This window comes from Hymenobacter daeguensis, from assembly GCF_054780555.1.
In genome coordinates this window covers 467,143-489,744 of record NZ_BAAGWC010000002.1, presented here as the reverse complement: position 1 = coordinate 489,744, position 22,602 = coordinate 467,143, and the positions used below count along the sequence as shown (strand labels likewise).

General features: G+C 61.7%; 20 protein-coding genes. 13 read left to right on the top strand and 7 right to left on the bottom strand.

What is annotated here, in order from left to right:
- Positions 1–123: 123 nt before the first annotated feature.
- A complete protein-coding gene (locus ACYVHT_RS05670; protein WP_460548857.1) occupies positions 124–1,653 on the top strand; it encodes a hypothetical protein in 1,530 nt (509 codons plus the stop codon).
- Between the two features lie 6 nt (positions 1,654–1,659).
- On the opposite strand, the gene ACYVHT_RS05665 is transcribed toward ACYVHT_RS05670, so the two are convergent.
- Both ACYVHT_RS05665 and gpmI read right to left on the bottom strand, forming a co-directional pair.
- Positions 1,660–2,232, bottom strand: coding sequence for a hypothetical protein (locus ACYVHT_RS05665; RefSeq protein WP_460548855.1), 573 nt, complete (start codon positions 2,230–2,232; stop codon positions 1,660–1,662).
- The gene (gene gpmI / locus ACYVHT_RS05660; RefSeq protein WP_460548852.1) at positions 2,225–3,769 is read right to left on the bottom strand and encodes a 2,3-bisphosphoglycerate-independent phosphoglycerate mutase; all 1,545 of its coding nucleotides are present in this window, start codon (positions 3,767–3,769) and stop codon (positions 2,225–2,227) included. Before gpmI ends, ACYVHT_RS05665 begins: the two co-directional genes overlap by 8 nt.
- Positions 3,770–3,940: 171 nt before the next feature.
- Here gpmI and ACYVHT_RS05655 point away from each other — a divergent pair, with 171 nt between their 5' ends.
- The 5 genes from ACYVHT_RS05655 to ACYVHT_RS05635 all read left to right on the top strand — a co-directional run bounded on the left by ACYVHT_RS05655 (position 3,941) and on the right by ACYVHT_RS05635 (position 7,372).
- Positions 3,941–4,342, top strand: a complete 402-nt coding sequence (locus ACYVHT_RS05655) for a DUF4783 domain-containing protein (protein ID WP_460548850.1) — start codon at positions 3,941–3,943, stop codon at positions 4,340–4,342.
- Between the two features lie 100 nt (positions 4,343–4,442).
- Positions 4,443–5,309 carry a nicotinate-nucleotide diphosphorylase gene (nadC, locus tag ACYVHT_RS05650; protein WP_460548848.1) on the top strand — a complete coding sequence of 289 codons (867 nt, stop codon included), beginning with the start codon at positions 4,443–4,445 and terminating at the stop codon, positions 5,307–5,309.
- 93 nt (positions 5,310–5,402) lie between these two features.
- Entirely contained in the window at positions 5,403–6,035 is a 633-nt protein-coding gene (locus ACYVHT_RS05645; protein WP_460548847.1) for a hypothetical protein, read from the top strand.
- A 27-nt stretch (positions 6,036–6,062) separates the two neighbouring features.
- A complete protein-coding gene (locus ACYVHT_RS05640) occupies positions 6,063–6,428 on the top strand; it encodes a hypothetical protein (protein ID WP_460548846.1) in 366 nt (121 codons plus the stop codon).
- A gap of 197 nt (positions 6,429–6,625) precedes the next feature.
- A complete protein-coding gene (locus tag ACYVHT_RS05635; protein ID WP_460548844.1) occupies positions 6,626–7,372 on the top strand; it encodes a ZIP family metal transporter in 747 nt (248 codons plus the stop codon).
- Between the two features lie 124 nt (positions 7,373–7,496).
- On the opposite strand, the gene ACYVHT_RS05630 is transcribed toward ACYVHT_RS05635, so the two are convergent.
- Positions 7,497–7,817: a hypothetical protein gene (locus ACYVHT_RS05630; RefSeq protein ID WP_460548842.1), complete on the bottom strand. Its 321-nt coding sequence runs from the start codon at positions 7,815–7,817 to the stop codon at positions 7,497–7,499.
- 17 nt (positions 7,818–7,834) lie between these two features.
- Positions 7,835–8,776 (bottom strand): DnaJ C-terminal domain-containing protein, encoded by a 942-nt coding sequence (locus ACYVHT_RS05625; RefSeq protein WP_460548841.1) that lies wholly within the window; start codon positions 8,774–8,776, stop codon positions 7,835–7,837.
- A gap of 253 nt (positions 8,777–9,029) precedes the next feature.
- Between ACYVHT_RS05625 and ACYVHT_RS05620 the strand changes: the two genes are divergently transcribed.
- Positions 9,030–9,548 (top strand): DUF6799 domain-containing protein, encoded by a 519-nt coding sequence (locus ACYVHT_RS05620; RefSeq protein WP_460548840.1) that lies wholly within the window; start codon positions 9,030–9,032, stop codon positions 9,546–9,548.
- Positions 9,549–9,664: 116 nt separating this feature from the next.
- On the top strand, positions 9,665–11,020 hold the full coding sequence (locus tag ACYVHT_RS05615; protein WP_460548838.1) for a lysophospholipid acyltransferase family protein: 1,356 nt from the start codon (positions 9,665–9,667) through the stop codon (positions 11,018–11,020).
- A 19-nt stretch (positions 11,021–11,039) separates the two neighbouring features.
- Here the strand turns inward: ACYVHT_RS05615 and ACYVHT_RS05610 are convergent, their stop codons facing one another.
- The gene (locus ACYVHT_RS05610; protein ID WP_460548836.1) at positions 11,040–12,809 is read right to left on the bottom strand and encodes a hypothetical protein; all 1,770 of its coding nucleotides are present in this window, start codon (positions 12,807–12,809) and stop codon (positions 11,040–11,042) included.
- 469 nt (positions 12,810–13,278) lie between these two features.
- On the opposite strand from ACYVHT_RS05610, the gene ACYVHT_RS05605 reads away from it, so the two are divergent.
- Together ACYVHT_RS05605 and ACYVHT_RS05600 are read left to right on the top strand one after the other, a co-directional pair.
- Complete coding sequence (locus tag ACYVHT_RS05605; protein WP_460548834.1) at positions 13,279–14,487, top strand: LruC domain-containing protein; 1,209 nt, start codon at positions 13,279–13,281, stop codon at positions 14,485–14,487.
- A gap of 675 nt (positions 14,488–15,162) precedes the next feature.
- A complete protein-coding gene (locus tag ACYVHT_RS05600) occupies positions 15,163–16,458 on the top strand; it encodes an LruC domain-containing protein (protein ID WP_460548831.1) in 1,296 nt (431 codons plus the stop codon).
- Between the two features lie 181 nt (positions 16,459–16,639).
- On the opposite strand, the gene chrA is transcribed toward ACYVHT_RS05600, so the two are convergent.
- Both chrA and ACYVHT_RS05590 read right to left on the bottom strand, forming a co-directional pair.
- Positions 16,640–17,932, bottom strand: coding sequence for a chromate transporter (chrA, locus tag ACYVHT_RS05595; RefSeq protein ID WP_460548829.1), 1,293 nt, complete (start codon positions 17,930–17,932; stop codon positions 16,640–16,642).
- Positions 17,933–18,034: 102 nt separating this feature from the next.
- Positions 18,035–19,009, bottom strand: a complete 975-nt coding sequence (locus tag ACYVHT_RS05590) for an isopenicillin N synthase family dioxygenase (RefSeq protein ID WP_460548827.1) — start codon at positions 19,007–19,009, stop codon at positions 18,035–18,037.
- Positions 19,010–19,163: 154 nt separating this feature from the next.
- Between ACYVHT_RS05590 and ACYVHT_RS05585 the strand changes: the two genes are divergently transcribed.
- The 3 genes from ACYVHT_RS05585 (at position 19,164) to ACYVHT_RS05575 (ending at position 22,520) form a co-directional block, all read left to right on the top strand.
- Positions 19,164–20,012, top strand: a complete 849-nt coding sequence (locus ACYVHT_RS05585; RefSeq protein ID WP_460548825.1) for a hypothetical protein — start codon at positions 19,164–19,166, stop codon at positions 20,010–20,012.
- A 137-nt stretch (positions 20,013–20,149) separates the two neighbouring features.
- Complete coding sequence (locus ACYVHT_RS05580) at positions 20,150–21,448, top strand: 5-methylcytosine-specific restriction endonuclease subunit McrB (protein WP_460548823.1); 1,299 nt, start codon at positions 20,150–20,152, stop codon at positions 21,446–21,448.
- 31 nt (positions 21,449–21,479) lie between these two features.
- Complete coding sequence (locus tag ACYVHT_RS05575; protein ID WP_460548821.1) at positions 21,480–22,520, top strand: McrC family protein; 1,041 nt, start codon at positions 21,480–21,482, stop codon at positions 22,518–22,520.
- Positions 22,521–22,602: the final 82 nt, after the last annotated feature.

Below are 22,602 nucleotides of genomic sequence, written 5' to 3'. Positions count from 1 at the left end.
CCGAGCGATACCCGTGCTTCACCATACTTATTTGCCAACGTCCAGCGTTCAACGCCATAACCACCCCAGCGTCCGCTTTCCCGCCCTGGTAAGGCGGGGAGCCTGACTGCCCGCCGCCCCGCTATGCGCCACCTCTTCCCGCTATTCATCCTGCTAAGCTGCCTGCTCACCTTCCTGCCCGGCTGCGAGCCGAAGGAGGATATGATGCAGACCACCGGCAAGCTGGAATTCGCTACCGACTCCGTGATATTCGACACGGTTTTTACCACCGTCAGAACGGTGACGAAGCGGCTGTGGGTGTACAACCGCAACGGCGGCGCGGTGAAGACGGACGTGAGCCTGCGCGGCATCTCGGGCACTACTTACTCGCTCATTATCAACGGCGATGCCGGCCCGACCATATCGGGCGTTACCATTCGCGGCAACGACAGCCTGCTGGTGCTGGTGCGTGCCACGCTCGGCGACAACGGCACGGCGGCCAAGCCTTTTCTGGTGGCCGATGAAGTGCATTTCTTCACCAACAACAACGACCAGGACGTGAAGCTGGTGGCATTCGGGCAGAATGCCTACTTCCACAACGGTCAGGTTTTGCCCTGCAACTCGGTGTGGCGCAACGACAAGCCGCACGTCATTTTCAACTCGGTGCAGGTTGACCCCGGCTGCACGCTGCGCATCATGCCCGGCACCAAAGTGTACTCGCACGCCGGGTCGGCCATTATCGTGATGGGCACGCTCATCGTGAATTCGCCCGCCGATTATCAGCCCGGCACGGCCCTCACGGCTCCTTTTGATACGATTAAGGCCAGCAACCGCAACATCGTGCGCTTTCAGGGCGACCGGCTGGAGTCGTTCTACAACGACATTCCCGGCCAGTGGGGCGGCATCATCTTCACCAGCACCAGCCGCAACAACCTCATTCGCTACGCCGAAATCAAGAACGCCACGTTCGGAGCCTTGCTTTACAATCCCGACGCCCTGCTGCCGCACCCAACCCTGAGCCTGCAGAACACGGTGGTTAAGAATATTTCCGGCTCCCGGGTTTCGTTTTCCAATGCCAGCGCCAGCACCGGCGGCGGGGTCATCAGCTACTCCGGTGACGTGACGGCCACCAACTGCCTGTTCACCAACTGCGGCGAGTACGCCATGATTGGCCTGGGGGGGGCGTATGACCTCAATTTCTGCACCATCGCCAACTACACGCCGTCTTTCCAGCGCGAAACTTCGTCGCTGACCTTTACCAACAAGGACGATGGCCGGCCGACGCTGCCGCTCACCACCAGCGTCAGCATCCGCAATTCCGTGGTCTGGGGTTCGTATGAGGACGAGCTATTTTTCCAGAACAACGGCACCCCTGGCTTCCCCACGCCGACCGTTCGCAACTCCCTGCTGCGCACCCAGGAATACAAGGCCACGACCGATGCGGCCGGCAAGCCCGGACTGGCCGCGCCCGCGCTCAATAACCTGGTCAACGTGCCCGACCCGCTTTTCGTCCGCACCACGTTTTCCGGCAGTACCGCCGACTATCGTTTCCAGGCCACTTCGCCCGCCGTTTCGCCCGCCCGCTCAGCCGATGGCACTCCGCCCGGCCGCGACCTGCTGAACCTGCCGCGCAGTCCCAGCACGCCCACCATCGGCGCTTACGAGCGCCGGTAGGTCGTCTTACTCCACCTGCCCGGCCGCGGTGTAGCGCAGCGTATCGAACAGAATCAGCTTCTGGGTTCCTACTACTTCATAGGTGCGCAGCTGGCCGTTTTGCAGCTGCATGCGCAGCTGCTTCTGCGCCGAAAACAGCGGATTATTCTGAATGATGGTGGCCGCAATTTCCTGCGGAACCGTCCCTTGCTGCACCACCGTAAGGCGCGCTACCGGTGCGTTGGGCTGGCCGGGCAGCCGGGTATAGGTCCGGCGCAGCAGCCCCCCGGGCAGCGCGGCCGAATCCACAGCATACGCGCCACGCAGGGCCGCTTTGTTGATGTCGGCCTGAAAAAAAATCTGGAGCTCATCGGCCCATTTCACTTTCGGCACCCGCACGGTTTCCGGGGCGTTGCCGCGCAGGCTCACGTGCTTGGTCACGGCGGCGTGGCGCTGCTCAAGCCCCGTTATCTGACTGGCCAGCAGGCCTTTCACATCAAAATAAAGCGGCCGGCGGGCCGCTGGTGCGGCCGGGCCGGCATCGCCGCAGCCGGCCAGCGCCAGGGCACCGGCCAGCAGCGCCGCGCCGCCCTTACGCATGGGCGCCGCCATTGCGCTGCAGCAGGCTCTGGCCCGTCATCTCAACCGGCGGGGCAATGCCCATCAGGTCGAGGATGGTGGGGGCCAGGTCGCCCAGCTTGCCGGCGGCCAGCGTGCCCACGTAGTCGTTATCGGCCAGAATGAAGGGCACCAGGTTGGTGGTGTGCGCGGTGTTGGGCGAGCCATCCTCGTTGCGCATGAACTCGGCGTTGCCGTGGTCGGCAATGATGATGCTGGCGTAGCCGGCCGCGAGGGCCGCCTCTACCACGGCGCGGGCGCAGGCATCGGTCGTTTCCACGGCCTTCACCACGGCTTCAAACACGCCGGTGTGGCCCACCATGTCGGGGTTGGCAAAGTTCAGCACCACAAAATCGGCCGACCGGGCTTGCAGCTCCGGCACGATGGCATCGCGCAGCTCGGCGGCACTCATCTCGGGCTGCAGGTCGTAGGTCGCCACTTTGGGCGAAGCCCGCAGGATGCGCTTTTCGCCTTCAAACTCCACCTCGCGGCCGCCCGAAAAGAAGAACGTGACGTGCGGATACTTTTCGGTTTCGGCAATGCGAATCTGGGTTTTGCCGTGCGCGGCCAGCACCTCGCCCAGCGTGTTGTTGAGGTTGTCCTTCTCGAAAATGGGCGTCACGCCCACGAACGTGTCGTCGTAGTTGGTGAGCGTGAGGTAGTGCAGGTTGAGGCGCTGCATCTGGAAAGCGTGCATGTCCTGCTGCGTCAGCACCTCCGTGATTTCGCGGCCCCGGTCGGTGCGGAAGTTGAAGCACAGCACCACGTCGCCTTCCTGAATGGTGGCCAGCGGCTGGCCATCGGGCCCGGTTTTCACGATGGGCTTCAGGAATTCATCCGTCACGCCCTCCTTATACTGCTCCTGCACGCTCTGAATCAGGTTTTGCGACGGCGTGCCGATGCCATGCACCAGCAGGTCGTAGGCCACCTTCACCCGCTCCCAGCGGCGGTCGCGGTCCATGGCGTAGTAGCGGCCCACCACCGAGGCGATTTTGGCCCCGTTGCGCTCGTTGTGCTGCTCCAGGTCGTTGATGTAGCGCACGCCGCTCTTGGGGTCGGTGTCGCGGCCATCGGTGAAGGCATGCACAAACACGCGCCGCACCCCGGCCTCGTGGGCAATGGTGCAGAGGGCTTTGACGTGGTCGATGTGCGAATGCACGCCGCCATCGCTCAGCAGGCCAATAAGATGCAGCGGCTTGTCGTTGGCCACGGCGTATTCAAACGCCTTTGCCAGCGCGGGCATCTGGCCCAGCTTGCGCTCCCGGATGGACTTGCCAATGCGCACCAGTTCCTGGTCGACCACGCGGCCGGCCCCGATGTTCATGTGCCCTACTTCGGAGTTGCCCATCTGGCCCTCGGGCAGGCCCACGGCCTCGCCCGATGCCTGCAAGGTGCTGTGCGGAAACCGCTGCAACAGCTCGTGGTAAAACGGCGTACTAGCCGCGTCTACTGCCGAAACCGTGGTATTCGGGGCAATGCCCCAGCCATCCAGAATTACCAATAAAACCTGCTTACTCATGGGGCAAAGATACGGCAGCCCCGCGCCTCTGGCTGAAATTTTCTACCTTCGCTGCTTCTCTTTGCCTGCCTCGATTTTTAGTAATTTTACCGGCGGTTTCACCACTTCGTTTACTTACTGGCATCATTTTCGCTTGACTTCGCTGCGTATGACGCATTTATTACTCTTATAATGAAACGCTATTTAATTAGGACTCTATTCATTGGATGGCTGTTCCTGCTGGGTGCTGTCGCGGCACATGCCCAGTCCGATAACCTTGGGGCTGTGCGCTCGGCCCTGCGCAACGGCTCTTCCCGCGAGCTGTCGCAATATTTTGCTCCTACCGTTGAAATTGGTTTCGAAGGCGATAAGCAGGGCTATAACTCGACCCAGGCCGAGCTGGTGATGAAGGATTTCTTCGCCAAGAACCCGCCCAGCTCGTTTGAATTTATTCACCAGGGTCAGAGCGGCGAAGGCATTCAGTACGCCATTGGCCGCTACACGGGCCGCAGTGGCACCTACCGCGTGTTTGTGAAGCTGAAGCCCACTCGTGGTGCCCCGTTGCTGGACACCCTGGAGCTTACCAAAGAATAAAGCAAGCCCCGTCCTACCACAGGTCGGGGCTTTTTCGTGGCCTTTTTTCAACAAGAGCACTACGCTTTCCTAGCCGCTGCAAGGGCCGTACCTTTGCGGCGTGCAAACTCCCACCACTGCTTACCTGACTCCCGAAGCCCTGACCACCTTCATCCGCACGGCTTTGGCCGAGGATGTGGGCGACGGCGACCACTCGGCCCTGGCCGCCATTCCGGCCGATGCCCGCAACCGCGCCCACCTGCTGGTGAAAGGCGAAGGCCTACTGGCCGGCATGGAGCTGGCCCCCATGATTTTCAAGGAAGTGGACCCTTCGCTGATGCTCACGCCCCTGCTCGCCGATGGCGACCGGGTGAAGCACGGTGACATTGCCTTTACCGTGGAGGGCCCGGCGCGCAGCATCCTCACCGGCGAGCGGCTGGTGCTCAACTGCATGCAGCGCATGAGCGGCATTGCCACCTACACGGCCCACCTCACCAATCTGCTGGCCGGCACGAAGGCCCGGCTGCTCGACACCCGCAAGACGACCCCCAATTTCCGCATCTGCGAGAAGTGGGCGGTGCTCATCGGCGGCGGGGTGAACCACCGCTACGGGCTGTTCGACATGATTATTCTGAAGGATAATCACGTTGACTACGCGGGCAGCATCGGCGCGGCCATTGCGGCCACGCACGCCTACCTGGAAAAAACCGGCCGCCAGCTGCCCATCGAAATCGAAACCCGCTCCCTCGACGAGGTGCAGCAGGCGCTGGACGCGGGCGGCATCGACCGCATCATGCTCGACAACATGAACCCCGAGCAGCTGCGCGAGGCCGTGGCCCTCGTGGCCGGCCGCTACCCCACCGAAGCCAGCGGCGGCATCACCGAGCAGACCATTGCCGAGATAGGCCGCACCGGCGTCGACTACATTTCGGTGGGCGCGCTCACCCACTCGGTTAAAAGCCTTGACCTGAGCCTGAAAGCATTTTAAATCGATGCTTAACGGTTAGTGATAAATGGTTAATTGCGGCCCCGCTCCTGTAACCACCATTCACCGTTACGCATCAATCATTAATCGTTAAGAATGAACCAACCCAACCAACGCGGCGGCGGTGGCGGCTTCCGCCAGGCCCAGCAGGCTCCGTCGCTGGCCATTCGTACCAAAAAGACCCAGCTTACCACCGATGCCTACACGCGCATGGTGATGGGCGAAGTGTGGAAAAAAGACTGGGTGTACGCCCTGATTCCGTTTGCGCTGGGGCTGCTGCCGGCCATTTTCGTGCATTCGTGGTGGTGGATAGCGCTGGCCGTGGTGCTCACCATTCTGTTTGTGCTGTTCCGCTCGGCGCAGGTGACGGGCGTGACGCAGCTGGAGCAGAGCAAGCCGCTGTTTGAGCGCATGGCCTTCGAGATGGACAACAAGCAGATTTTGCTGCGCGTGGGCCCCGAGAAGGAAGGCAAAGCCATGCAGCTGACCTGGGACCTGATTGACCGCGCCACCCGCGACGCCGAAGCCTACACGCTGTACCTGAAGTCGGGCACGCCGCCGGCAGGCATGGCGGCCTGGCGGCTGTGGCTGGCGCGCACGTTTGATGTGCCGGTGTTTTTACATTTGCCCCTGCGCATCTTCAACTCGCCCAACGATGTGAAGCTGTTCGACTCCATGCTGCGTCGCAAAAACCTGCTGCCGGCCGATGCCGCGGCGGCCACCGTATAAATTTCAACCTCTGCTAATTTTACTTCGATGAAATTGACTTCCACCCTGTTGCTGGCTGTTTCGGCCGCTACTTTGGCCCTGACCTCCTGCAGCAGCGAGCCGTCTGACTGGCGCGACGATGAAAAGGTATCCGTGGACGTGGTAGCCCCCGGCACCCGCGACGACGAGAACTTCGACCACTCGGTGCCCAACGGCTCCATCGAGAACACGCACTCGCCGCTGATGGTGGCAGCCGAAGAAGGCGTGACCACCGATGGCACCAAAAAAATCACCCCGGAATCGGCCATCTCGGCCAATGCCGAAGAAGGCATGCGCCAGCGCGGCAAGCTGAACGACGCCGGCAAGTCGAGCCAGGCCGACACGACGGCCGGCGGTCACGAAATTCAGCGCTAAGGCGCATTCCTTCAGCACGGTTTCTTCTGCAAGTGGCAGCTTTGCCCGCCCGGTGGCGGTAGCAAAGCTGCCGCTTTGCGTCTGTTTGCGAAGCTTTTTCGAGAAGGCTGAATTGGGAGTGCAGGCGGTCGGATTGAGCCGCGGGCCGAAACATTAGCGGCTGGTTGCGGCTTCCTCACTCCTCACTGATTTACTGTATGGGCTTTGCTATTTTCTTGCTGCTGCTGACCGTGCTGGGCGCGGGGGCGGCGGCGGCCTGGGTGCCGGTGGCGCAGGGCGGCCGGTGGCTGAAACCGCTGCTGGCCTTCAGCGGAGCGTATTTGTTCACGCTCACGGTCACCCATATTCTGCCCGAAGCTTTGCAACTGCTGCCCGAGCACCCAAGCCGGGTGGGCTACTGGGTGCTGGCGGGCTTCTTCGGCCAGCTTTTGCTGGAAGTGCTGTCGCAGGGCGTGGAGCATGGCCATGTGCACCACGAAACGGCCCACGGGCACGATGCCCCCGGCCGGGTACCTTTTCTGCTGCTGAGTGCGCTGGTGGTGCATTCCTTTCTGGAAGGCAGCATTCTGGTGCGCACGCCGGAAGTAGGGCAGGTGAGCCAGAATTTCTACGCCATCGTGGTGGGCGTGGCGCTGCACCACATGCCGGCGGCCTTTGCGCTGGCCACGCTGCTGCGCCTGCGCCTGGGCAGCTTCCGGCGGGTGTGGCCGGGCCTGCTGATTTTCGCGCTGGCTTCGCCGGTGGGCATCATCGTCAGCAACTACGTGGTGCTGTCGCAGCTGCTAAGCAGTGGTTGGTATGCCGCGCTGCTGGGCTTGGTGGCGGGCAATTTCCTGCACGTTTCCACCACTATTCTGTTCGAAACCAGCCCCGAGCACAAGCTCAACTGGCCCAAGCTGGCGGCCACGCTGGTGGGCCTGGCGCTGGCGCTGGCCGTAGCGTGAGCAGTAAAAAAAGTCAGGTTGAGCGCGGGCGGCGCATCCCTACTGCAAACAGTAAACCCGGTCAACTGGATTACTTATGCGGTGGAGATGCTTCGCCCGCGCTCAGCCTGATGTTCTTCGGCGCTTAGCCAAAGTCTTCTAATGCCCCGTTTCCCAAAAGGAAATTTTCCAGCTGCCGGGCGCGGGCGGTTTCGCGGGCCAGGGTGGCTTGCAGGTGCACCAGGCGGCGGCGCATGGCCAGAATAATGTCGAGGGCTTCCGGTGCCAGGCCCAGCTCGTGGTGCAGGCGGGCAAGGCGCGGCAGGTCGTCGGGCTCGTCGATGATGATGGTTTCGGGCGCGGGCGCGGCGCGCAACAGGCCGGCCTGCAAGAACTCATGCAACGCCGCCGGGGCCAGGCCGTAGCGCACCGTGCATTCCTGAAAAGTAAGGATGAGCGTTTCCATAGCGAAAAAACTAGGGGTTAGGCATCGGGCCGGAGGGCGGCTAATTGCTGAAACAAGTCCTTTTCCTGGTCGGTGAGGTGCTGGGGCAGCGTCAGGGTCAGGCGCAGGTAGAGGTCGCCGAACTGACCGTCTTTTTTATACACGGGAAAGCCCTTGCCGCGCAGCCGCAGGCGCGTGCCGTTGGCCGTTTCGGGCTTGAGCTTGATTTTGACGGGGCCGCTGAGCGTGTCCACGGTTTGCTCGCCGCCCAGCAGGGCTTTGTAGATGCTCACGGGCACTTCCTGGGTCAGGTCGTCTCCGGTGCGGGCGTAGCGGGCATCGGGCGCGATGCGGAAAGTGATGAGCAGCGCCCCGTTGGGGCCGCCGTTGCGGCCCGGGCCGCCCTGGTCGCGCAGCCGGATGGTCTGGCCGTCGGCCACGCCGGGCGCGATGGTGAGGCGCAGGTTTTTGCCGTTGACGGTGATGGTGCGCGGGCCACCGTGGTAGGCTTCCTCCAAGCTCAGCTCCAGCTCGGCCTGGTAGTCCTGGCCGACGCCGGGACGGCTCGAGCGCCCACCGCCGCCGCCCATGTTGCCGAAGAGCGAGCCGAAGAAATCGGAAAAGTCCTCGCCTTCGCCAAACGGGCTGCCGCCCCCGAAACCACCGCCCCCGCCGCCTTGCGTGTACTGGCTCCAGTCGAAGCCGCCACCGGGCTGGCCGCCACGGCCGGCCCCGCCGCCGGGCTGCTGCTGGTAGCGCTGCCAGTCGGCCCCGAACTGGTCGTATTTCTTCCGCTTCTCGGGGTCGCTGAGGACTTCGTTGGCCTCGTTGATTTCCTTGAACTTCTGTTCCGCGCCCTTGTCGTTGGGGTTCACGTCGGGGTGGTGCTGGCGGGCCAGCTTGCGGTAAGCCTTCTTGATTTGCTCGGGCGTGGCGTTTTTATCCACCCCGAGGGATTTGTAATAGTCTTTGTATTCCATGAGTGGAAAGGTAGCAGAAACCGGCCGACGCTTTGCCGCCGACGCCGCAAAAGGAACCCGATTTACGGCATCAAAGTTGAATAATGCCCATACGCGCAGGGCGTGCGCCAGGATGCACCGGGCCCCTGACCGGCAAACATGAATTTGCACTCACCGGACATTACTTCTCCTGAATGTTATCAAAAAATGCCGTAACTTGCGCCTGAAAAGCAATTACCCCGCAATATCTCCCCACCCTATTTTTAACTTTAGCATGAAATCCACTTCTCTATTCCGAGGTTTGCTAGGCATTTTCCTATTGGGTAGTGTTGTAGCACAAGGCCAGACCGCCCGCCCGGGCCGCGTGCAGCCCAAGCCGCGGGTCGCTGCTTCGGCCGTTGAGGGCACCAAGGATGGCTTGTCGATGGTGAAGGGCCGCGTGGTACTCACCGAGCTCGGCATCAGCAACCCACTCACGGCCGACAAGAAGCTCATCAACGGCACGGTTATCACGCCGGCCGGCGTGGTGACCACGCCCGACGGCACCGCCACCCAGATTGCCGAGGGCGACCATGTTTCGCTCACGGGCCGCGTCACCACCCGCAAGGCCATTGCCGATGCCGACAGCATTGCCAAGGTTCAGCTCTTCGATGCCAAGTACCCCGGCAAGCGCGAGAAGATGGAAAAAGAGAAGGCCAAAAAAGACAAGGAGAAGGCCAAGCGCGAAGAAGAAAAAGCCAAAGCCAAGGCCAAGCTGGAAAAAGCGAAAGCCGACCGCATGAAGAAGAGGTAGCCTGACGGCGCCCGCCAGGCAGCGCCGCCAAGCCCCCGAGGTTTGGCGGCGCTTGCATTTCAGGGCTGGCCGAATGAGCGGGTGTCCTATCTTCGGGGCCTTACGTATGCCCGCCCATGCTCTTCTATACCGTCATGAAACCGCTGGTGCAGGTAGCGCTGCGGGTCTTTTTCCGTCGCATTGAGGTGCGGCACCCCGAGCGCCTGCAGCTGCCCGGCCCGCTGCTGCTGGCCGGCAACCACCCCAACACCCTCATGGACCCGCTGCTGGCGGCCGTGAACCGCCGCGAGCCCATTGCCTTTCTGGCCAAGAGCACGTTTTTCAAGAACCCCATCGTGCGGGCCATCATGGCGTCGGGCAATTCCATTCCCATCTACCGGGCGCAGGACGCCGGGCCGGGCCCCCAGAGCAACGAGCAGCGCGCGGCCCAGAACGAGGCGACCTTCGGCCGCTGCTACGATTATCTGGGCCGGGGCGGCACCATCATGATTTTCCCGGAGGGCACCAGCGTGAGCGAGCGCCGGCTGCGGCCCCTCAAAACCGGCGCGGCCCGCATTGCGCTGGGCGCCGAGGCCCGGCACGACTTCAGGCTGGGCCTGCTGGTGGTGCCGGTGGCCACCAATTACTTCGACCCCAGCAAGTTTCGCTCCGATGTGCTGCTGAACGTGGCTCCGCCCATTGTGGTGGCCGACTATGCCGCCGCCTACGCTAAAGACCCCGACGAAGCCGCCGACCAGCTCACCGAAGCCATTCGGGTGGCGCTGGAGCGGCGGCTGGTCATCACCCGCGACGCGGCCGAAGATGCTTTCGTGCAGCAGATTGAGCGCGTGTTTGGCGACCATCTCAACCCCGACGACGACCCTACCACGCTCTACGACAACTTCCAGCTCAGCCGCACTCTGCTGCAGGCCCTGCCCTGGGCCGAGCAGCATTTTCCCGAGCGCCTGCTGGCCGCCCGCGAGCAGTTCCAGGCCTATCTGGCCGACCTGCAGCGCCACGGCCTCACCGATGCCGCCCTCGACGGGCAGCGGCGGGGCACCGTGGCCGGGCTCCTCAACCTGTTTTTTGGCGCGCCCGTGTGGCTGTATGGGGTGCTGAACAATTATCTGCCTTACATCCTGCCCTCGGCCGTGGCCCGGCGCGCTACCAAGGACGTGGAATTTATCGCGCCCATTATGCTGGTGGTGGGCATGATAACCTTCCCGCTGGCCTATGCGCTGCAAGCGGCCGCCGTGCAGCACTGGCTCGCGCACGACTGGCGGCTGACGGCCCTGTACGTGCTCAGCCTGCCGCTCACCGGCTTCTATGCCCTGGGCTATTGGAACAACCTCTCCCAACGCCTGCGGCGGCTGCGGGCGGCCCGGCTGTTCAGGCGCACCCCGGCCGTGGGCAAAGCGCTGCTCCGGCAGCGCGCGGCGCTGGTTGCCGAGCTCGAGGAAGCCCGTACGGCCTACCTCACGGCACGGCAGTAGCCCAGGCCCGGCCTGCCGCCTATTCCAGCGGCATCTGGCCAAACCACATGGTTTTGCCGCTCTTGTTTTCGCCGAAGTACACGATGCTGTTTTTGCCGCCCATGGGCAGCTGCGGCATCGAGTTGTTGAGGAAATACTGCTCGTTGCCAAACTTGGCGAAATTGGTGAGCTTGGCCCCGGTCAGGTCTATTTTGGTCACGGCCGGATAGTAAAGCACCTTGGCCGAGCCCGATTCCATGCCGCTCAGCTCGCGGATGCCCGAGATTTCGCCAATCATCCAGTACAGGCTGCGGCCGTCCTGCGCGGGGTAGAGGTGCTGCTCGTTGGGGTTTTGCTCGCTGTACTTGTTGTTTTCCTGGCGGCGCACGCCGTACTGCGCCCGCAGGTGGCCCTGTGGGTCGAAGTGAAACATCATGATGTCCTTGTACTCGCGGTTGTTGGCCGCCGTGCCCATGCTGGTGCCGCCCTTGCCGCTCATGATGCCGCCCAGGCCCCCCACCAGGCTGCTGCCGCTGCTGCTGGTTTTGGGAGCACCCAGGCCGAAGGCTCCGCGCTCCAGGCCGTAGCTCTGCCCGCCAATGAGCAGGTCGCCGTTGGGCAGCACCGTGCCGCCATTTACTTTAAAGCGCTTGCCGGTGTATTCGGGGGTGCGCTTCTGGGCGGGCGGGGTTTGCAGCTTCTGCTCAAACTCGGCCACCGGCGTGTTGGTGATGAAAGCCACCGCGCCATCCTTGATTTTCAACAGCTCGAAGTTTTTGGCTTTGAACTTGTCTTCCATGGGGCCGCGCACGGCCTCGTTGGCCACCTGGGCGGTAATATCCTCGTTGAAGTACTCGTCCTGCTTATCGTTGGCCGGGCCAAATACGGCCACCGTGCCGTCGCGGAACGTGGCCATGCCATTCACCAGCCAGATGCTGTTGGGCGAGGCAATGCTAACCCGCTCCTTCTGCCTGGTATCGGCCCCTACCCGCACGTACGTGTAGTTGGTGGCCACCGGGTCGGCCTGCTTTTTCAGGCCCTGAATGGCCACCGGCGCAAAGACGATGCCCAGGTCATACTCCGGGTCGCCGGAGTCGTCGGCGGCCTCGTCCTGGTCGCCTTTGGGGTCCAGCTTGGTGGCCTGCACCACGTATTGCGGCTTGTCGAACTGAATGGGCGTGTCCGAAACCAGGTCCAGGTCCTTGTTGAATTTGAGTACGTGGTACTCCTTATACATGCGCAGCGGGTCGGTGCCCTTGCCCAGCTTGTCCTTGCCGGATGTAATGACCACCACGTTGCCCGTCTGGTCGTACTCGGCATGGGCCGAATACTGGTAAAAGGAGCCGTTGTCGCCACGCGGCTTCACCTTTTCCAGAATCTCAATCTTCTTGTTGTAGCCGCCCCAGAACCAGTCCCAGGTGTAGTGCGCCTGCTTGCGGCGGAGCACCAGCGTGCCCATCATGTTGGGCTCCACGGTCACGCCGGGCACGTCGTACTGGTCGCCCTTGTAGCGCTTCATTTTCTCCACGGGCTCCTCCCGCTCATCCATTCCCTTGAAGTTGAATTGGCTATCAAAGTGATACGTCTCAAACTTCACCTTGCGGTTGTTGGCCTTCGTGCAGAAGGTAAGGTCTACCTTATTGGCGGCCTCGTTCACGTTCACCTCGTCGAGAAAGCCGCGCTTGGCCTTGCCCGATACGTCGTGGGTTTTCTCAATGGCCAGTTTTTGGGCCGATGCAGGAGCAACGGGCAAAGCAGCCGCCAACACGGCAGCAGCCGGCAGCCAGGGCCGGAGCAAAGCAATTTTCATGGGACAGGGGATTTTTGGTGGAGGCCATTCGCTCGAATCGCTACCCACAAAGGACCTCGTTGCCCCCACCCGCGTCAATCCGTGCCCGTGGGCATATTCCTATCCGGGCTGGCACTGATAGACTTTCCTCGGCAAGGCCGGCCGACTCTGTAGAATTCAGACTGTACCGGCAATTTCAGTGCAGAAAACAGAATATGCACAGAATTCAGGTCAACGCCATATTAATCTGACAAACAACACATTAAATGATAAAAACCCCAGCTCGCATTCCCACAAACGATTGAAAATATTATATTGTAAAATAAAATGATTTTTTATTGCTAAATAAATATTTATTATTTGAAATTTTTTCTAGCTTTGTTACAACTTCTCCAGAGAGGGAAGTCTATTCCTCACCTAACTATAGAACACCATGAGTGCACATCGGGTACCATCCAGATTCCATTCCTTGCTCTCCGGCCTGTTGCTGATGCTGGTTTTCCAAAGCTGCAACAAGCAAGCAGACCAGGTGACGCCCAGCACCAATGCGGGCGCCCAGCAGGCCATTGCCGTACCCGCTTCCTGCGAGCAGGTAACCCTGGTAGCCGGCCAGCACACTGCCGTGGGCACCGTGGATGCGGCGGTTAGCAACGGCGACTTATACATTACCTACACCGTAACTGCGCCCGGCATTTACCTGTCCGAAATCCACGCGGACATCTTCACCAGCATCGGGCAGCTGCAGGCGGCCAAGAAGCTGAGCGGCGGCGGGGCCATTCCGGGCAAGTTTGCCTACAAGCAGTCCTTTACGGCCAGCTCGCACACCACCACCTATACCGTCGTGATTCCGGCCGCCGCGGTTAATGCGCTGAACAGCGACTGCTTCAACGTTGCCACGCACGCGGCCCTCTCCAACGGCGAAACGGCCTGGGGCGGCCTCACCCGTCCCACGGCTACCGGCGTTTCGCTGGACGTAGCCAAGCAGTTTCCCGGCGCCAACTGGTCGGTGTACTTCGAGTTCTGCAAGAGCCGGTGCAACCGGGCCGTTGACTTCACCTACGCCTGGGAAGACCTGAACGGCAGCACCAACGACAGCGACTACAACGACCTCGTGGTGCAGTCGGCCATCACCAAATCGGCCGCCGAGATGAAAATTGACTTTATGCTCACCGCTCGCGGCGCTTCGTTCGGCCACCGGTTCCAGTTCAAAATCCCGATGGCGGGCATTACCGGCATTTTCGGTGCCGATTCCTACTCCGACGATGGCACCTACTACTATGTAACCGTCTTTGAAAACGACATCGTTTCCTTCCCGAATGGCTATGCCAACGTGATTACGGGCGGCACCTGCACGCCGTTCGTGAAAAAGGCCGTAACCCTGACCCTCAACAGCAGCTTCACCTACGACCCGGCCAAACCCTACGAGCCCTTCATCTCAATTCTGTATCCGGGCAGCAGCACTTCGGTGTACGACCTGTACATCTACGAAGTATCGCACCGCGACACCTGGACTTCGACGAGCGGCAAAACCTACCCCAACGGTATTCTCATTCCTTCTGACTGGCGCTGGCCACTGGAGGGCATCAACATCACGGTGCCATATCCTGATTTCACCAGCCTCACCGATGGCTTCACCCCAACCTGGGCCAATAATCTGGCCGATGCTTCCAAGACCTTCGACAAGAGCATCTGCAACTAGCGCTGCATTACCTCAAAAGAAACTGCCCCCCGAAATCCTGATTTCGGGGGGCAGTTTCTTTTGAGGTAATGCAGAGACAATGGGCTGCTTTACCGCAGCGGGCAGCATTGAAAGCCAGGCGTTTCAAGCAAAATAGCGTTTTGGCAATAATTCCAGTAAATCTCCCTGTTTGCTAACGATAGGAATTTTTCTTTAATCAACTGCCCTGAATGCCTCTGCAAAACAGTCGTGAATAGGAAAATAAAATAATTTAACTTTTTATAATTATAGTCCATTATTGCATTGCTATACGCCATAGTTTTGCTTCATAATCCGGCATCGCTTGCTGCCTGCCAGCAGCCGGTTGCGCTGCGCCTCTTTTTACAAATTGCCGCAGCTGCCAGCTGCAAAAAAATTAGCACCCGGGCTATTTGATTATCCTTGGTTTGCTCCCGCAATCAGGCGCTGATAATCAGCGATAAGCACATCAGTAAATTTGCATAGTCACAGAAAATAAAATTTTTAACCGATAAAGTCATATCGATATTTTTAAAACAATTGTAGTTTTGTTTCTACTTAATAAATAAGCACTATTTATTACTGCTTTAAGTCAAGTTGTTTCTGTTCACCTGCTGCTCTCCCCTGTACCCAACACACTCATCTATTTCACACCCTTACTCTTTCACACCTCATCGCATGAATACCAAATCGGTACTCGCTAAAATTCAAGCCCTTGCCCTGGGCTTAGTGCTCATGGGAGCAGTTCAGAGCTGTAATAAGGAAGCCGACCAGGTGTCCCCCGACGCGAATGCGCTGGCGCAGGACTGCGGCACTCCCTCGGCCCCGACCCCGACGGACTTCTGCAAAGAAGTTTCCCTCGTATCCGGCAACACGGTAGTGGGCACGGTGGGCATCAAGATGCGGAGCACCGGCGACGCGCTGGTTTCCTACAACATCACGGCTCCCGGCATTTACCTCACCGAGGCCAACATGGACGTGTTTACGAGCCTGAACCAGCTGCGCTACGCCGGCAAAATCTCGGCCTGGGGTGCCTATCCGTCCCGCTTTACCTTCGACGAAGCCTGGAGCGCCCGCAGCCGCGTCACGACTTACACGTTTGTGGTGCCGCGCTACTACATCAGCCAGTGCGGCGGGGCCAACTGCTTCTTTGTGACGGCGCAGGCCACGCTGTCGAACTGCAGCTCGGCCTGGGCCGGGCTCACCAGCCCCCGCTCGGGTGGCGGCGTTACGCTGGACCCCAGCAAGCAGTTCAACGGCTGCGGCGGCTCGGCTTACTTCGAGTTCTGCAAAACCGAATGCACGCCGTCCATCGACTTCACCTATGCCTGGGAAGACCTGAATGGCTCGGCCAACGACAGCGACTACGACGACTTGGTGGTGCAGTCGGACATCACGAAGTCGGCCACGGAAATGAAAATCAACTTCATTCTCACCGCCCGGGGTGCTTCTTTCGACCACAAATTCCAGTTTAACATTCCCAAAACCGGCGTTACGGGCATCTTCGGGGCTGCTTCGTACGTTGACAAGGGCACGTATTACACCGTAACCGTCATCGACAACGACCGGGTGGCCTTCGGGGCCAACGGCGGCTACGTCAACGTATCGGCCGATGGCACCTGCACGCCGTTTGTTGAGCGGGAAGTGACGCTGACGCTGAACAGCTCGTTCGTGTACAACGCGGCCAAGCCCTACGAGCCCTTCATTACGGTGTACTACGCCGGCGACCCGAACCCCGCGTATGACCTCTACATCTACGAGGTTTCGCACCGCGACACCTGGACGGCTACCGATGGCAAAGTGTACCCCAACGGCATCATCATCCCGGCCGACTGGCGCTGGCCCCTGGAATACACCAACATCCGGGTGCCGTATCCCAACTTCACCAGCCTCAGCGAAGGCTTCACGCCGAACTGGGCCAGCACGCTGGCCGACCCGTCCAAAACGTTCAACAAGGCGACCTGCAACCTGTAGCCAGCTCTTTGAACGGCGGTAAAACCCGCTGATTGCACCCCTCCAGAACCATGGTTTTGGAGGGGTGTTTTTTTGTGGCCGCCCCCTGCCCGGCGGACTTCTGAGCAAGCCGGCAGCGTCGGAACCATACGCCCGCGCCAAGACCTGATTCCCTGACTACAAGCACCTAATTTTCAGATTCCTAAACAAACGCCCCGGCCAGCAGCGCCACGGCAATTATCACCACGCTCGGCACTTTTTCCCAAAGCAGCAGCAAAAACGTGATGCCTACCAGCAGCGGGTTTAGCGGCAGGGTGTCGATGGGGCCGAGGTGAAACGGCAGGTCCAGCAGCCGGTAGGGCAGCGGGTGGTAGAGCAGGAACGTGGCCGCGCACACCAGCCCGGCGCTTACGGCATTCACGCCTTCCAGCGAGGCCTGCACCACACGGTACTGCCGCAGCCGGTCCCAGAACCGGATAACGAAGAATATCAGCAGCGTGCCCGGCAGGAAAATTCCCGCCACGCCCACCAGCGCGCCTATGAGCTGCATGCTGGCCCCGCCGGCCGGCCGCATGGCCAGCGCGCCAATGTAGGCCGCGATGGAAAAATTGGGCCCCGGCATGGCCTGCACCAGCCCCAGCCCCGACAGAAACTCCGGCCCCGTGAGGTAGCCCTTAAACTCTACAAACTCAGCGTAAAGCAACGGGGCCAGCACCTGCCCCCCCCCGAAAACCAGCGAGCCGTTGCGGTAGAAATTCTCGAACAGCCGCACCGGCAGCAGCTGGGTGTAGTGCCCCAGCACCGCCGCCCCTGCCAGAATGCCGAACCACAGAAAAAAGTTGGCCCACTCCACGCGCAGCGGCTTTTTCTCCTGAATGATGGCGTGCTTGCGGTAGCGCACCGTGGTCACGGCCCCGCCAGCCAGCAGCAGCAGCGGCAGCATCCAGGGCAACTGGAAGAAGTAGGCCAGCATGGCAGCGGCCACCATCAGGGCCACCGAGGTTTTGGTATGAATGACCTTTTCGGAAATCTTGTAGGCTGAAAACGCCACAAAGCCCACGGCAACCGGCTGCACAAACTGCACCAGCGCCGCCACCCGGGCCGGGTCGAGGTGGCTGAGGGTGAGGGCGGCCAGGGTCATCAGCGTCACCGAAGGGGTCATCCAGACCAGCAGCGTGAGGTAGGCCAGGTTGGGCCCGCCCAGCCGGAAGCCAATCACGGTGATGGTTTGCGTGGACGTAGGGCCCGGTAGCAGGGCACACAGCGCCTGCAGCTCCAGCAGCTCGGCCGCGCTGATGTAGCGTCGCTTTTCTACCAGCAGCCGAAAAAACATGGCCAGGTGTGCCTGCGGCCCCCCAAAGGCCGTGAGGGCCAGCACGGCCACGTCCTTCAGAAAAATAATGCCCCGCACCCGCCGCGTCCGCTTGCCCGAGCGCCGCGGGGGCGGCGTGAGCGAAACGGAAGCGGGGGGGTGCGGGGCAGAATTAGTCGTCATCCTGAGCTTGCGAAGGACCTTACCGGACAAGAACGGTTTGCAGTAACTCCAACGGCGCTAACGTGATAAGGTCCTTCGCAAGCTCAGGATGCCGAATAATTATTACTTCTTTTTCAGGCCCAGCTCAATGAGGCGCTCGTTCAGGAACTCGCCGGCCGTGATGTCGGCCTCTTTCTTGGGGTTGTCGGGCGTGACGCAGTGCTCCAGGGCGGCCAGGCTCATTTCGGAGCGCGGGTGCATGAAGAACGGGATGCTGTAGCGCGAGGTGTTCATTTTCTCGCGGGGCGGGTTCACCACGCGGTGAATGGTGCTTTTCAGCACGCCGTTGGTGAGGCGCTGGAGCATGTCGCCCACGTTCACCACAATCTGGTCGGGCAGGGCCGTGATGGGAATCCACTTGCCGTCGCGGCGCTTCACCTGCAGGCCGTCGGCGCTGGCGCCCATCAGCAAAGTAATCAGGTTGATATCGCCGTGCTCGGCGGCGCGCACGGCGTCGGCCGGCACGGCATCGGGGTCTTCGATGGGGAAATAATGGATGGGGCGCAGGATGCTGTTGCCGTGACGCACCTTGTCGTCGAAATAGTTTTCGGGCAGGTGCAGATACAGGGCAATGGCGCGCAGCACGTCCTGGCCGGCGGCCTCCAGTGTGCGGTAGGCCGTGAAGGTGCTCTGCTTGAAGCTGGGCACCTCCGCGGGCCAGATGTTATCGGGATACGATTCTTTGATGGGGTCCTCGCCTTCCACTTCCTGGCCCACGTGGAAAAATTCTTTCAGGTCGCCGGTGTTGCGGCCCTTGGCGTGCTCCTTGCCCTTGCTGATGTAGCCGCGCTGGCCGGCCAGCTCCGGGTTTTCGTAGCGCTGCTTGGCCTCGTCGGGCAGCTGGAAAAACGCCTGCACGTCGGCGTAGAGCTGCTTGGTCTGGTCGTCGTTCAGGCCGTGGTTTTTCAGGGCGATGAAGCCGATGTTCTGGTAGGCTTCGCCGAGCTGCTGCACGAAACGAGCCTTGCGCTCGGGGTCGCCGGAACGGAAATCGGCGAGGTCGAGCGAGGGAATGTGTTCAAGAAGTTGGTCTTGCATGGGAAATTTAAGTTTACTTTGGGGCTGCGTAAGCTCCATTGGTGGGGCAACGCCGCAAGTTAAGCAAAACCCCGCATCGGCTCTTTGCCGTATGCGGCATCGCTCCAGCCTCTATTAAAATAAATTACTACCACTTTTTTTGAATCCTCAGTCTATGAAACGCCCCCTCTGGCTGCTTTGCAGCACCACCGCTGCGCTGGCCCTGTTGGCAAGCTGCGAAACAAGCAAGCCGGCCACCGACGTTAGCGCCAATGCCGGCACCAACGGCGCTGGTATCAGCCGCACGGCCACCAACGGCGAAAGCATGGAGTCGAATGGCATTCGCCTGACACCTTTCGGCGACTCGCCTAAGTTTCCGGAGGCGCAAATGCAGCTGCGGGCCCCCATTGCCAACGCAACCGTGCCCAGCGGCGATGTGGCGTTCAACTACCAGATTACCAACTTCCAGCTCACCAAGATGAGCGGCGGCCCGCACATGGCCGAGATGGCCAACTCGATGAAGGGCCAGCACATCCACAACATCGTGGACAACGAGCCCTACACGGCCCACTACGAAACCAGCTTCACCAAGCCGATTCCGGACGGCCAGCACGTTATTCTGTCGTTCCTGTCGCGTTCCTACCACGAGAGCCTCAAGCACCGCGGCGCCTACGACCTGCGCGTCATCAACGTGGGCAACGCGCCCGCGCCGGCTACGCCCATCATCGACGTGAAGGCTCCCAATCTGTTCTACAGCCGCCCCAAAGACACCTACGCCGGCGCCGATGCCAAGCGCATCATGCTGGACTTTTACCTGGTGAACACCACGCTGGAGCCCGGCGGAAACCGCGTGCGCGCGACCATCAACGGCACCGAGTTTATGCTCGACCGCTGGATGCCCTACATGATGGAGGGCCTGCCCGCCGGCGAAAACACCGTGAAGCTGGAGCTGGTGGACAGCAACGGCACGCTGATTCCGGGCCCCTACAACTCGGTAACGCGCAAGTTCACCGTAACGCCCTAAGCAGCGCAAAACGCCCGGGCTTTGGCCTGAAAGCGTTGCCTTTGCGTTATGATTTAATTACCCTAAAAAGTCTCCCGGCCCGGCCGGGGGACTTTTTTAGTTATGGCCATTTGTTGCCGTAGCGTTACCTTCCCGCCATGTCTGCCGCCCCCGCCGATGCCGCCGCGCCTCCTCCCCTGCTCACCCGCGAGCAGGTGCTGCGCGCCCTGCGCCAATTGGCGCGCGACGGCCGCTCCCTGCCCCCCGGCACCGTGTACGAGTTGGTGTACCGGGGCCGCCGCTATCCGCCCCGTGCCGTGGCCGAGCTGGCTTACCGCCTGGCCACCGGCAATGCCACCGCCCACTGGCCCCGCCCGGCCGGTGCGCCCACCAATGCCCTGCTCGAACGCCTGGATTTCACCATCAGCACCAAGCGGCCGGTGCTCACCTCCGGCTCCGGGCCCGACGGCGAGGAAGTAGCTCACCAGCAGGCCGAGGACTTGTACACCGGCTTGGCCAAGGATGCCAGCCCACTGCTTCCCTCCCCAGCCAAAGCGGCCGAACCTATTGCCGCATACCATGCGCCAGCCTATACCCGCGCCGAGGCGCTGGCGGAGCTTTTTATTACGGAAACAGCGCTGGATGCTGCCCTGGCGGGCCTCGGGCGCCGGCGCAATCTGCTGCTGCAAGGCCCGCCCGGCACCGGCAAAACCTTTCTGGCCCGCCGCCTGGCGTGGCTCATGCTGGGCGCGCAGGACGAAAGCCGCATCGAGCTGGTGCAATTCCATCCCAGCTATGGCTATGAGGACTTTATGCTCGGCTTCCGGCCCGACGCGGAAGGCCGCTTCCACCTGGTGCCCGGCGTGCTGCCGCTGCTGTGCCAGCGCGCCGCCACCGACCCGGACCGGCCCTACTTCCTGCTGATTGACGAAGTGAACCGGGGCAACGTGCCGCGCATCTTCGGCGAGCTGCTGCTGCTGCTCGAAGCCGACAAGCGCGGCCCCGCCCACGCGCTGCGCCTGCCCTACGCCCCGCCCGATGCGCCCAGATTCTTCGTGCCGGACAACCTGTACGTCATCGGCACCCTCAACCTGGCCGACCGCTCGCTGAGCCCGCTGGACTATGCCCTGCGCCGCCGCTTTGCCTTTGTGGCGCTGGGGCCGCAGTTTGGTGCGCCGCTGCGGCAGTTCCTCGGGGCCCGGCAGGTACCCCCGGCGCTCATCGAGCAGCTGTGCAGCCGCATGCAGGCCCTCAACCAGACCATTGCCGACGACCCGGAGCTGGGGCCTGATTTTGAAATCGGCCATAGCTACTTCTGCCAGCCGCCGGCCCAGCCGTCACAAGCTGCTGCGTGGCTTCGCGCTATCATGGAGCAGGAAATCGGCCCGCTGCTGGCCGACTACTGGCGCGAGCAGCCGGCCACGGCCGCCGCGCAGCTGCGCAAGCTGTTGGCGTAAGTTTAAGCCGAGCGCCCAGAAAACTGATGCTGTGATTCCGCTGTCCACCCTCTACTATTTCCTCTGCTACGCCTGGAACCGGCTGCCCGAGCCCGCCGTGCTGCACGCCAGCGAGGCCACGCCGTTTCATCGGCCGCTGGGGCTGCTGGCGCAGGTGCTGCTGCACGGCACCCGCCGCCGGCTGCGCAGCGGGCTGCCCCGCACCTTCGCCACCCAGGAAGCGGAGCTGGCCAGCCTGCGGGGCCGGGTAGAGTTGGCCCCCACGCTGGGGCGCGGCCTGCTGGGCCAGGGCCGGGCCGTCTGCACCTTCGATGAGCTGGGAGTTGAAGCGCCTCTGCATCGCCTCATTGCCCAGACGCTGGCCGTGCTCAGCAAAGCAGCGGCTTTGCCGCTGGCCCTGCGGCGCGAGCTAAGCCAGGTGCGCCAGCGGTTTCCGGCGGCGCTGACTACGGCTGCTCAGCCACTGCCTACAGCGGCCACGTTTCGGGAGCTGCGGCGGCAGCGGCCGGACGGCCAGGCGGCTTTCCTGCTGCACGTCTGCGAGCTGGTGTGGCGGGTGGCGCTGCCCGAGCCCACGGCCGGCGGACGCAGCCGCTTTGCCGATTTCCGGCGCGACGAAGTGCTCATGGCGCGGCTGTTCGAGCAGTTCGTGCGGAACTTCTACCGCCGCGAGCAGCGCCGCTACCGCGTGTATGCCGAAACCATTGCCTGGCAGGCCGAAGCCCAGCAGCCCGACGACCTGGCCCTGCTGCCCACCATGCTCACGGACACGACGCTGGAAGCCACTGACCGCAAAATCATCCTCGATACGAAGTATTACGCGGCGGCCCTGCGCCCACGCTACGACCAGCAGCGCCTCATTGCGCCGCACCTCTACCAGCTCTACGCCTACCTACAAAACCAGCCCCCGGCCCCGGGGCAGGCGCTGGAAGGCATTTTGCTTTACCCCGCCACCACGCAGGCCGTGGATGTGCGCTACACGCTGGGCGGGCACCCGGTACGGGTGGTCACGCTCGACCTACGCCAGCCTTGGGCCGGTATTGCCGCCCATTTGCTGGCACTGGTGGCGTAGCCCTGGCCAGGGCCGGAAAAAAAACAGCCCGGACTTTCCAGGTGGAAAATCCGGGCTGTTTGTCGAATCGACTAAGCAAAGC